Here is an 11,317-nt window from a genome sequence, read left to right as displayed (position 1 = left end):
ACTCGAGCGTCCCGTCACCCTCGAGACGACCCGACACGTTCGCGATGCCCGTGACGTAGAGGCCACCATTCTCGACGATGATCCGCGCGCCGCTGTGAACGCGGAAGTCGGCGTTGCCGATAGATGCGTTCTGCATCGTCGCCTTCGCCAGACGGCGATCCTCCCGCTTTATCCTTTGAACCTCCTGCTGCTGCCCGGCTGCACCGAGATGACTGACGGCCATCACTGCCCCCCTGTCGGCTGCACACTGATCGTCTTCACCTCGGACTCATCACCGGAGACCTTCACGACCCGGCGCCGGTACCAGCCGTTCGGAATGACCGGGTCACCGTCGAAGTGAAGCTCCACCGCATCGCCGACATCGATCGGGGTGTCCGCGGTGACTTGGAACTCCCACTGCGACGTTGGCATGCCGTACGTGATGAGGTCCTGCTCGGCCATGGCGGCGAGCTGTGCGACCTTGTCGATCTGTTTCGCGTTCGTCACACGGTCCAGCAGTGGGTACGGGGACGCCTCCTTGCGGGACGACCGCACGAGCATGTCTTCCTCGGATCCCTCACCCGCATACCGGGCGTTGTTCGTCACGCGGGTCGCGTCGAGCTGTTCCACGAACCCCGTGATCGGCGACCCTGGCGCGGTGACCGAGAACTCCCGTGTGATGCCTGTCGACCAGTCGATGTCCGTCTCGAACAGCCAGTCTGCGTCGCCGTTCCCCGACCAGCGGGGCCGGAAGTAGATGTCGAGGCCCTCAGCCATCAGGTCGTCCAGCACGTCCGCGACGTATTCCATGTGGTACCCGTAGTACGACCTCGTCACTGCCGGGCCCGGGGGGACGCCGTTCAGTGTCAACGGGAACGCCATTGACGGGAGTGCGGGTCCGGTGCGTCCACGACGCAGCACGCTGTCTGCGAGTGCTGCGAGCGACGCCGTATAGGTGACCTTCCACTTCTCGAGATTTGTGGCGCTGTGGTTCCATCCACCGCGGCGCGCAAGCAGGGACCACAGGTCGACGAGCTTGATCGTCAGCTCACGCTGCCCCAACCGGTAGCCGGGGTGACCCATCGAGTACCCCATGTACTCCAGCACCCCGTCGCGCTCGATCGCGATCATCCGCGACCACGGCTGGGTGAGGCTCCGCAGAGTGCCCGCATCGAACGTCCCATCCAGCGGGATCGTGATCGATGAGGACGCATCCCCAGCCGAGAGGAGGCGCTCGTACTTGTACGCCTTCATCGGGATGCGGTCGAGCTGCTGCCCGGTGAGTGCGTTGCACACGTACGCCTGCAGCTGCGCCACGACCGCCCCCTAGATGAATGTGTCCGTGACCCGCTGGGTCAGCGTGCGAGAGCCGTTGATGGACGCTGTGACGCCCGGAAGACCGGCGGGGATACTCCACGGCTGGTAGGTCGTGATTGCGCCCACCTGGCGCACCCCCGCAGCCGTGTACAGGCCACCGGTCGCGAAGTCGATGTAGTGCGCCGCGGCCGGTGCCGTCACGACCACCACGACGCGGCCGTTCGGACCCGTCACCGTGTACCCACCGCTGCCAGCACCGACCATGAGAAGCGGCATCGCAGGAAAGTTCCCGCGGTGCGCGGCAGGGGTGCCTGCTGGCACGTCCCGCACCTCCCCGTACTTCCTCGGGTCCGCCGCCGAGAACTGCATCACGAACCGTGCACGACGCAGACCATGTCGAATGCCCGAATCACGGAACGTTGTCCGCAGCGCCCGGCGCGCGTACGCCCAGAGCGTCTGGCCCTGATGTTCCACCGTGACCTTCACCCGGTCACCGGTGGCGCCGATCCCCGTGACGATGCTCCGCAGATGCGCCAGCTCTTCATCGGTCGTTGCCAGAGCCCAGCCGTCGATGGAGAACACCCGGGCACCGTGATACACGGGGAGGTCGAACTCGCCATGGTTTGAAGGCCGATCGATCGACTCGCGGCGCGCATCGCCGCCCCCGTCATCCCAGCCCTCGAAGCCATCCGGGGCAACGAACAGGCCTGTGAGGTCGCCAAGCGCCGACTCGGGGCTGCCGAGAATTTCCTCAGCAGCCCCGTCGAACCGGATACGCAGCATCATGCACTCCTCAACATGGCCGTGAGCTGCTGGTTCGCGAGCTCCACAGCCTCAGCCGGATCCGTCTTGTCGAAGTGGTTCGTCTGAGACACCGAATGCCCGGCACCGCCCGCAGACGACACCACAGCCCCAGAGGACCCAGCAGGACCGCCCGTGCCCGGGTCGGGGAAGCCCGGGAACTCAGGCCCCTCGCCACCCATCCCTCCCAGCCACTGATCCCAGAACGCCTCACCGGACTTGCCGATCTGCGTCCACCCGGAACCAGACAGAGGGCCGCGCTTCGCAGGTGAGTTCGGGAAGAACCCCATCACCCACTCGATCGCGCCAGACACAGTGCTGGTGATCTCACCGACCATTGAACGGATGCCCCGGAGGAACCCGTCCATGAGTGCCCGTCCGGAAGAAAACAGCAGGTTGCCGAGCGCGCCAAGGCCAGCCTGGACGCGCACGGGGATCGTTCCGATGAAACCGACGACCTGGTTGACTCCGTTCGACACATCCATCGGGATCCGCGAGAACCACTCCATGAACTGGTTTGTCAGGTCCGTTCCCCAGCGTCCGAGATCTCCGATGGGTCCGCTCAAACTGTTGAGGTCGGTCGCGAAGTTCTCGAACGACTTGTCGCCGCTCATCAGGTCGAACAACCCCTTGTACATCGCGGTCTGATCGGAGCCGCCCTGCGTGATCGCGATCAGCAGGGGTGCGATCGCGCCCAGGAGCGCGATCATGCCCGGGAGTCCGTCGGAGAATGACTGGATGAGCGAAGGAAGCTGAGGTAGGAGCTCCTTCGCGAGCGTGGTCAGGTCCGGGAGGATGTCGGCGAATGCCTTCGCCAGCCCGGGCCCTTCCTCCTCCGCGAGCTTCGCGATCACGGGCAGCAGATCATTGCCGACGATGTTCGCGAGCTCCTGCGCGACCGGGAGGAAACCCTCACCGATCTTCGCCTGGATGTCGTCCCACGCAGCCGCGTTGATGCGGTTCTTGTTCGCGAGCTCGTCCTGCGTGTTGACGAAGTCGCCAGCGACCTTGTCCGTCTGCTCGAGCAGGGCACCGTACCGGGCCTGCACCTTCTGCGCCTCGGTGAGCTGCGTGCCCGTCTCCGCGATGCCGTTCGCATACGCGTACTGCTGGATCGTCGCCGCCGACAGGTCGATACCGAACTTACGCAGCGGTTCCGTCTCACCGGCAAGACCGGACTGGAAGACCTGCAGCGCCTCGGACACCTCGAGGTTGAACACCGACGCGAAGTCAGTACCCCGACCGACGAGCTGCTCGAGCGTTCCAGCGACGTCACCGCCCGACCCCGCGAGCGTGTTCACGAAGGCGGAGAACTGGGTGGCGTACGCGTTGAGGTCGCGCTTGCTCAGACCAAAAGCCTTCGCGGAGTTGTCTCCGAGCTTTAGGACCTCGTCAGCGGCGTCACCGTACGCGACCTGCACCGCGTTGACGGACTCGTTCAAATCCGAAGCGATGTCGATCGTCCCGAGAACGAAGTCCTTCGCACCACGGAACGCGTCCGCGACGATGTTCCCGATGCCGAGGGCAGCGAACGCCGCGACCAGCGGAGCCGCGAACGACTTCACACCACCGACCACGCTGGACCGGAACCCAGTGACCCCGCGCTCACCCGCATCAGCGAGCTCGTCGCCGGCACGATCAGCGGCCCGTGCAAGCTCCCCCTGCGACCGCTTCAGATCATCCGTGGCACGCTCTGTGCCCTCGTGTGCGTTCTCGAGCTGACGCGACGCGGTCGCCAGACGCTCCTGCGCCCGGATGACCTGAGACGAGTCCTTCTCGTACCGCTTGTTCGCCTCGTTCAGCTGCGCCTGCGCGAGACGCACCTTCCCGATCGCGTCCTGCTCCTTCAGCCGCGCCGTCGACAGTGCACGCGACGTCTTCGCCACATCAGCTTCAAGAGCCTTCGTGACCTTCGACGAGGTGCCCTGCGCGGACTGCTCGAACGCCTTCTTGAAGCCCGCACCGACCGTCTTGCCGGTATCGGTGCCAGTCTTCGCGAACGTGCGAGAGAAGCCCGTTGACGCCGTCTTCGCGGCCCCGTCCGCCTCCGAGTTGACGACCTTGCGGAACCCCTTGAAGGTGGGGACGACGGCAACTTCGGTGACGGCAACCTGAGAGCCCATGCGCTCCTCCTCATCGATCGCGGAGCGCACTCCTCGCCAGGAGCTTCCGCTCCAGCTCGGCTCGTTCCTCAGCGGTCACATCCGCGTTGGGGTCCTTCTCAGACCACGGACGCGGGAACCGGAACGGCTCACGGGCCTTCTCTGTGTCACGGTGCACATTCGCGAACCACTCCGCGAGGGTGATCACAGCCACGTCAGCATCCGACGCAACCCAGTCGTACCCACGCAGAGCAGCGACGGTGTGCGACCCGTGCTCTTTGAACAGCTCCTCGATAAGATCCGCTGCCCGCCGGTACCGCAGCCGCCTCGAACCCAGATCGTCAAGATCGAGGCCGAGGCGTTGCAGGTCAAACCGGACGGGCTTGCGGTGCTCCTCTACGAATCGGAGGAGCCCGAGGATTCCCCCATGGTGATACCCATGGCCTTCGCGAACTCGGTGAACACAGCAGTCTGCAGGCGCTTGCGTTCGAGGATGCCCATCTTGTCGTAGGCCTCCCGGAAGTTCTCGCCGTACGAAGCGGCGATGATCTCGAACTGCTCTTCTTCGGAGCGGTCTTCGTCATCCGCGCCCATCGACATCTGCACGAGATCGGGCGGGAAGTCCAGGTCGATCGCCAGCTTGATGCCGTCCTTGGTCGTGTAGTGCACGACGTCGTCCTCGACGGTGTAGGAACGCGACGCGCGCTCCTCCTTCTGGACGGCCTTCTGCGGGGCCGTGGTGGTCTTGGGCGCTGTGGGGCGCTTCGTGGTCTTTCGGGCGCTGGGAGCGGCCATGGTGGGTCTCCTTCGTGGGGTTTCGTGGGTGGTGTGGGTAAAGCGGGGCGCTGAGTCACCCACGAGACTCAGCGCCCCACAGTTGGGGTCAGGCCGCGAGGACCCACTCACCGAAGTGAGCGTTGCCGGTGAGCGGCGAACGGTTGACCTTGAAGGTGATCGCGTAGCCGAGCACCTCGCCACGAGTCGAGCGGTCCTCGACCACCGACTGCACCTGGACGTTCGCGGCGACACGGCGGCGGATCGCACCGTTCTTGAAGATCTCCTCGGTGAACACGACGTACTGCGTCGCGTGACCTCCACCGTCGAAGTTGATGTAGCCGTTCTCGTCGGGCGTGGCGCCCGAGATCAGCTCTCGCACCCAGGCGTCGGTCTGCGCCGCGGTGACGGAGAGGGTGACGTTCGCGAGACCGGAGGGCAGCGAGTAGCCGTCCTGCCAGAACTCGATCGCGTCGCCCGTCTGCTCCCACGCCCACTGCGGCCCGCCGTCGTTCTTCAGCAGACCGAGCTTCTTGAACGCGGCGGCGAGAGTGAGACTCTCCTCCGCGCCCTCAGCAGGCGTCGGGATGATCGTCCCGAACGGTGCGATACCGATGAACCCGGTGACGGGTACAGCGACCGCGAGGATGTCGTTTCCGGCGGAATCCGCCATGATGTTCTCCTTCTCTACGAGAAAGAGCCCCCGCGGTCGCGAAGGCTCGAGTGGTGGTGTGGGTGGTTCAGAGAGGCGAGCCGACAACAGCCAGCTCGAACGTCAAGTAGCGGACCGCCTTCTCGCCCGCGTCAGCGACCGGAATCGGGCCGTTGGATGCAGTGACCGCCGCGACCGGGTTTCCGGGCTCTACGCGCGCGCTGTCGCCGATCAGGGCGCGCACAATGCGTGCGAGGTCGTTCGCGTCCTTCGGGAGCGCCTTCGTTCCGGCGTAGATGGTGACTCCGACCGATGCGGAGTCGACGTGCAGCTCCTCGACAGAAGAACCGTCGTAGCGGACGACAACGAGCTTCGACGGAAGAGTGCCCGCCGGCTCCTTGTTGTTCACCGTCACGCCCTGGCACACGGCCTCCGGGCGGGCCGCGAGCTGCGCGCGAAGCCAACCAGTGAGCCACAGCTCAAGGTCGGCATGGATGATCGCCGTCATCGTGACCTCGCAGACTTCTTCGCCGCCCGCGCCATGACGCCCGTCTTCGCTTCGATGACAAGAGCCTTCGGATCAGTCGACTCGACCAGAGCGACGGAACGGCGCTGCTGCTTCACGGTCACACGGATGCTGTTCTTGTAGTCCTCCGTGTCGACGGGGGCATCAGCACGCACCTGGTCAGCGATCCGCTCAGCGGCCTCCACGACAGCACCCGTGATCCCGGCGCCGCGCGCAAGCTCATCCATCGCGTCGTTGTCCCACGTGGTCGCCACGGCTCAGCCCTCCGACATGTCGAGCGGGATCTCGATGGCTGGCTGCCAACCTGTCCACGGATTGACGTCCGCGGTGGGTCGCACGTTGACGTACAGGACGTCTCCGCCCGACCACGTGCCGGCGATTTCATCGAGCGTGCCTCCACGGCGGACTCGATCGCCCGCCCGACCGTCGGCGTGCGGATCGGTCAGGTAGAGCGACTTCTCCGTGAGGATCTGCGACCGTGTCGCATCCCCCGGCGCCCTCGAGCTGGAGGATGCGACGAACGCGTCCTCCAGGTCGAGGTATGCGACCGGGTCCTCCCACGACCCCGGCACCTGAGTGTCGGGGTCGTAGGGATCGGTGACCGGCTGCCGGCGCTCGCGCACGACCTGCTCACCGAAGGGGAACTCCATCAGAGCGCCTCCTCGTCGAGCTGGTCGAAGTAGCTCATGCGGTTGCCGAAGCGGATCGGATCCGGCGCGGCCATTCGGATGGACCGCACGTTGCCGAGACCGGCGATCGCGTCGAGCTCGTCCAGCTGCTCGGGCAGGAACCACTTCAGCAGCGCGGCCCGCGAGTTGTAGCGGACGTTCGCCGGGCCGACCGCCTGGGAGTCGACCAGACCGGGCCTTGCGAGCCGGGTCATGATCGAATCTGCGGCGGCCGAGATGAACGCCGGCTCGTTCGCAGGGACGACAGGGTCAGTGCCCGAAGGCACCGTGGTGATCCGGTCCCCGTACCGCGCGTTGAGACGCAGTGCGAGGACCGGAAGCCACGCGGTGACCTTAGTCGTCTGCGCCGCCGTCAGCGTCGGCAGGAACGGAGCCAGCTTCGGCATCGTCAGATCCAGCACCGGACTCCTCCTTCTGCTCGCCCGCCGCCTCGATCACGGCGATGATGTCGGCCTTCTTGGTCGCGTCGCCGAGGTCGATGCCGTGCTCTTCGGCATGTGCCTTGAGCTCGTCGACCTTCAGCTTCGAGATGTCCACCGGCTCCTGCTCAGCAGGGGCAGGCGACCCAGCGGCCACCCACCCCTGCGAGATGTAGGAGTCGGCGACATCGTCCGGCACGGTGACCTTGCGGCCCTTGCCGGGGTGCGTGAGCGTGATGCTCATGTCGCCTCCTTCGATTACGGGGCGGCCGTCGGGATAACGGCACCCACGGGCTCGGAGTTCGCTCCGGTCGCGTTGAGCGTGTTGCCCAGCACGTACGCATAGCGAGCCTTGAAACGGAAGGCGACCATGTCGCGCTCCGCGAGGTTGATCCCGTCGACCGTTGCCTGGTCGAGGAACTTCACCGTGACGTCCTGACGGACACCGATGAGGACGCGCGAACGGTCCGCGACGATCGCCGAAGCGAGCGTGTTGTCCCATGCGCCGTTCTTCACGAACGCGGCATCCAGACCAGCGATGCTGTCCGAGACACCACCGCTCTCGCCGAGCGTCCGCTGGTAGATCGCCTGACCGTCCGCGCTGCGGAGGTTGGCGAGCCGGAAGCGGAGACCCGATGCCGACAGGATCGTGGTCGGGTTTGCGCCCGAGTCCGCGACCGCACCGGCAGCCTGCAGGATCGACCCCGCGAGGTCGTCCTGTCCGGGCGTGGGCGAGACCTCGAACACGTTGCCGGCGGCGACGGCCGCCGCGAGGAGGTCGAGGCTCAGCCACGTGGCGGGCTTGTCGACACCGAAGATGACGGCCTCGTCGAGCTTCTTGCCGATCGCGGTGCCGCCGAGCTTCGTGATCTTGTCGATCATGGTGTCGTCGGCGTCCTCGAGGGTGTCCTCGTGGATCGGGACGATGACCGCGACCTCTTCGACGACGAAGCGCTTGTTTCCCCAGATCGCCTTCGAGGTCGGCTTGCGGCCGGCCTCCAGCGTCGCGGACTCGGAGACCCACTTCGCCTCGGGGAGGGTGGTGAGCACCGGGGCGTTCGTGATCTTCGTGCCGAGCGGCACGTTCTCGAAGCCGGAGAGGACGGCCGACTGCGCCTCCGCGGTGGAGAGCAGCGTGCTGCTGTACTCCTCCTGGATGAGCGTCGCGACGTCCTCGCGAGTGATATCTGCCATGGCAGCACTGTCCTTTCAAAGACGAAAGCCGCCCACGGTGGACGGCTCATGGTTGTGAGATGGAGACTGCAGGTCAGGAACCCTTGCGTCGCGTCGCCAGTTGGCGAAGCGCGGACGCGGCGTTTCCCTTGCCGCCCGCGGGGGGCGTGTCGGTCGGGTCACCCTGGCCGGGCTTCGGCCGCACGCGCGGCGTCGGCTTCGTTCCGGCCTTCAGCAGGTAGGGCTTGTCGGTCGCGAGCTTCTCGACGAGCTTCTTGATCGCGTCGGTGTCGGGCTCGTCGTCCTTGACCGGCAGCGAGGCCGAATCGATGACAGCGAGCGCGTCGGCGGGGTCGTTGAAGCCCAGAGACGCTGCGAGGGCCTTGACCTCTGAGCCGACCAGCCTGGAGAGGAAGCGCTGCGAGACCTCAGTCTCGGTGCCCTTCTTCGCCTCGTCGATGGCCTTCTCGGTCTCGGTCTTCTGCGACTCCTTGTACTTCTCGTACTCGGCGAGCTGCGCCTTCACGGATGCCGCGTCGCCGCCGTACTCGCTGGCGAGCTTCTGCCGCTCACGAGCGAGGCGTGCCTCGACGATCCGATCCAGGTCGGCCTGCGACTGCGGGGCGGTGTACGCGGGCGGCGGGGTGCCGCCCTCAGCACCCGGGGTGCCTTCGCCTCCACCGCCGCCACCGTCTCCGCCCTCGCCGTTGAAGCGAAGGAACGGGAAGCGGGTGGCCAGACTCTGCTGATGGGTGAACATTGATCCTCCTGAGGAGTGGTGGTGGGTTGACCGGCGGATTCGACAGGTGCCGTCCCTGCATCCCCACTACGCAGGCGTGGCCTGCGGAGCGGGTGTGATCTGTTCTGCGAGAGCCCTCGCTTTCGCGAGTGCAGCCGTGTGCGCTTTCGCCGCGTCCGCCTTGGTCCATCCCGGAATCATCCGGAACAGCTCCTCGAGCGGTCCCGTGGACATCTCGACCTTCTGAACAAAGTCCGAGACCTGCGACAGCGACCAAGAGGAGACGTTCTCCCACTCGACCTGATCGGTGGTGGACGCGGCCGCCGCCTCATCGCCGAGCATCGATGCCGCCGTGCGCATCGCGAGCTCGTATCCCTCGCCGATCGACTTCTTACGAGCCGAGAGGTTCCGGTGGTAGCCGGCCTCCGCAGCCGCGATGCCCTCCGCGCTCATGTTGACGACGGCGCCGAGCAGGTAGTGCGGCGGCACCTGAACGACAGCGCTGAAGTGCTTGATGTGAGCGTCGAGGGCCGACACCGCCTTCTCGAGGTCTGATGCGGGGAACGCGCCGAAGCGCGCGGTATCGCCAGCTTCACCGCCTGCGTGGAGGAGACCGGCGACGGACGATCGGACGTTCGGGTCGACCTCGCCGCCCGCCATCCACTTCTGCGGGAACGCGCCGTACCGCTGCAGCATCTGCAGGGTGAACGTCGCGTCGACGATCCGCTTGTAGACCGAGACCTTGTCTGCGATAGAGGAGATCGGAGCTGCGTCGAGACTGTTCGACACCGCGACGATCGGGGCGGATCCCATCCCGTGCGCCTCGAAGGTCATCTCGACCGGCGTATCCGGCGTTCCCTTGAAGCGGTAGATGCCCTCTTCGTCGACGAGCATCCATTCGCCCTGCCAGAACGACTTCCCGGCTGCGCGTGGCTTCCGGCGGTGAAGGACGTACCGCGGGTAGTCGTCCCACGGGTCATCGAAAACCGCATACGTGTCGAGTGCGCTCATCGGCCGCATGACGACCGAGTCCGGGTCGGCCCCGGGAAGCACTGCCACGAATCCGCGTGAGAAACCGACGGCGTCGCGCGTGACGACCTCCTGCCGGCCGTCCATGCCGTTCGCGCGCCAGACCCGGTTCCACAGATCGGTGTTCGTGTAGCCGGAGACGATGCAGCCCTGCGCGATCGCGTCGCGGGCGAAGCCGAGCCACGGAGACGCCGACTTGCGCAGCAGATCCTTGTACTCGGCGTCCGCATTGTCGGGCATCCACGTACGCAGCAGCTGCCCGTCGATGTGCTTCTGCAGCGTGCGAAGCGGAGCCCACGTGTTCTGTGCATCCTTCTTCAGCTCGGCGCCCAGCGCACCCAGCGCCGCGGCATCCATCGGCGGTGTTTCACCGTCAAGCAGGATGAGGCTCATGCGTATCCCCTCACGATCGGTCTCTTCTTCTCGGGCGATGACTCACGCTTGAGCACGCCCCAGACGGCCCAGGTCACTGCCTGCGCCTGCGTGATGGGCTTCTTCGCATCAGATGACTCCCACGTCTGCCCGCCGCCGCGCGTCAGCGCACGGACGCCGGCGAACTGCAGCGAGGCTGTCACCTCAGGCTGGTCGCGGTGCACGATCGCGCCCGCGTTGGTGTGTTCGATGAACAGGGCGTGCGCGGCGGCGATCTCGTCGAGGTTCATCGACATGAACTTCACGCCGACGCCCTGAAGCGACGCCACGATGGCCGTCGCGTTCTTCGCATCGAGCACCACGAGCGCGTCTCCGAGCTCGGCCTTCAGCTTCTTTACGTACGCGGCAACCCAGAGGGTGCCGGCGCCCGTCTTCTTGTGCTCGACGGCAATGTGCTCGCTGTCGGCGCGACGTCCGGCCGCGATCGTCGCGGATCCGCCGCCTCGGGACACTGCAATCGCGATCACAGCGCCTGGCGCGGTCCCCATGACGGGGTGAGCGCCCGCTGCGTCGATCCACGCCTCCAGGTCGAGGTCTGATAGCGACTCCGTGACCGCATCGGGGCGATTCGGCCACACCGCGAAGCGCTCGGCGAGCAGTTCGTCGCGATCCAGCGCTCGAGCGACCTGTTCTTCGACGGTCGACGGCTCGATCCACGTTCCCATGGCCGGAACGGCCTGCTGCC

At 66.1% G+C, this 11,317-nt stretch carries 15 protein-coding genes; all 15 read right to left on the bottom strand.

Annotated features, from left to right (window positions below):
* Nucleotides 1–222: 222 nt before the first annotated feature.
* Entirely contained in the window at nucleotides 223–1,296 is a 1,074-nt protein-coding gene (locus tag J7E68_RS01660; RefSeq protein ID WP_215169261.1) for a hypothetical protein, read from the bottom strand.
* Nucleotides 1,297–1,305: 9 nt separating this feature from the next.
* Nucleotides 1,306–2,079: a hypothetical protein gene (locus J7E68_RS01655; protein WP_215169259.1), complete on the bottom strand. Its 774-nt coding sequence runs from the start codon at nucleotides 2,077–2,079 to the stop codon at nucleotides 1,306–1,308.
* Nucleotides 2,079–4,220: a hypothetical protein gene (locus J7E68_RS01650; RefSeq protein ID WP_215169257.1), complete on the bottom strand. Its 2,142-nt coding sequence runs from the start codon at nucleotides 4,218–4,220 to the stop codon at nucleotides 2,079–2,081. Before J7E68_RS01650 ends, J7E68_RS01655 begins: the two co-directional genes overlap by 1 nt.
* Before the next feature lie 10 nt (nucleotides 4,221–4,230).
* A complete protein-coding gene (locus J7E68_RS01645) occupies nucleotides 4,231–4,413 on the bottom strand; it encodes a hypothetical protein (protein WP_215169255.1) in 183 nt (60 codons plus the stop codon).
* A 182-nt stretch (nucleotides 4,414–4,595) separates the two neighbouring features.
* A complete protein-coding gene (locus tag J7E68_RS01640; protein WP_215169253.1) occupies nucleotides 4,596–4,994 on the bottom strand; it encodes a hypothetical protein in 399 nt (132 codons plus the stop codon).
* Between the two features lie 88 nt (nucleotides 4,995–5,082).
* Entirely contained in the window at nucleotides 5,083–5,646 is a 564-nt protein-coding gene (locus J7E68_RS01635; RefSeq protein WP_215169251.1) for a hypothetical protein, read from the bottom strand.
* A 67-nt stretch (nucleotides 5,647–5,713) separates the two neighbouring features.
* Nucleotides 5,714–6,133, bottom strand: a complete 420-nt coding sequence (locus J7E68_RS01630; RefSeq protein WP_215169248.1) for a hypothetical protein — start codon at nucleotides 6,131–6,133, stop codon at nucleotides 5,714–5,716.
* Nucleotides 6,130–6,405, bottom strand: a complete 276-nt coding sequence (locus J7E68_RS01625) for an HK97 gp10 family phage protein (RefSeq protein WP_215169246.1) — start codon at nucleotides 6,403–6,405, stop codon at nucleotides 6,130–6,132. Before J7E68_RS01625 ends, J7E68_RS01630 begins: the two co-directional genes overlap by 4 nt.
* A 3-nt stretch (nucleotides 6,406–6,408) precedes the next feature.
* Nucleotides 6,409–6,801 carry a hypothetical protein gene (locus J7E68_RS01620; RefSeq protein WP_215169244.1) on the bottom strand — a complete coding sequence of 131 codons (393 nt, stop codon included), beginning with the start codon at nucleotides 6,799–6,801 and terminating at the stop codon, nucleotides 6,409–6,411.
* The gene (locus tag J7E68_RS01615; RefSeq protein ID WP_215169242.1) at nucleotides 6,801–7,241 is read right to left on the bottom strand and encodes a hypothetical protein; all 441 of its coding nucleotides are present in this window, start codon (nucleotides 7,239–7,241) and stop codon (nucleotides 6,801–6,803) included. The genes J7E68_RS01620 and J7E68_RS01615 overlap by 1 nt, the downstream gene beginning before the upstream one ends.
* Nucleotides 7,174–7,503, bottom strand: a complete 330-nt coding sequence (locus J7E68_RS01610; protein ID WP_215169240.1) for an SAP domain-containing protein — start codon at nucleotides 7,501–7,503, stop codon at nucleotides 7,174–7,176. Before J7E68_RS01610 ends, J7E68_RS01615 begins: the two co-directional genes overlap by 68 nt.
* Nucleotides 7,504–7,517: 14 nt before the next feature.
* Entirely contained in the window at nucleotides 7,518–8,453 is a 936-nt protein-coding gene (locus J7E68_RS01605; protein WP_215169238.1) for a phage major capsid protein, read from the bottom strand.
* A 73-nt stretch (nucleotides 8,454–8,526) separates the two neighbouring features.
* Nucleotides 8,527–9,192 carry a hypothetical protein gene (locus tag J7E68_RS01600; RefSeq protein WP_215169236.1) on the bottom strand — a complete coding sequence of 222 codons (666 nt, stop codon included), beginning with the start codon at nucleotides 9,190–9,192 and terminating at the stop codon, nucleotides 8,527–8,529.
* 66 nt (nucleotides 9,193–9,258) lie between these two features.
* Nucleotides 9,259–10,593, bottom strand: a complete 1,335-nt coding sequence (locus J7E68_RS01595) for a phage portal protein (RefSeq protein ID WP_215169234.1) — start codon at nucleotides 10,591–10,593, stop codon at nucleotides 9,259–9,261.
* A partial coding sequence (locus J7E68_RS01590; RefSeq protein ID WP_215169233.1) for a hypothetical protein occupies nucleotides 10,590–11,317 on the bottom strand: 728 nt, incomplete at its 5' end. The genes J7E68_RS01590 and J7E68_RS01595, both read right to left, overlap by 4 nt.

Source organism: Microbacterium sp. ISL-103 (genome assembly GCF_018613995.1).
Classification (GTDB): Bacteria; Actinomycetota; Actinomycetes; order Actinomycetales; family Microbacteriaceae; genus Microbacterium.
Note: the sequence above shows the minus strand (reverse complement) of the source record. Positions and strands in the feature narration are given on the sequence as shown.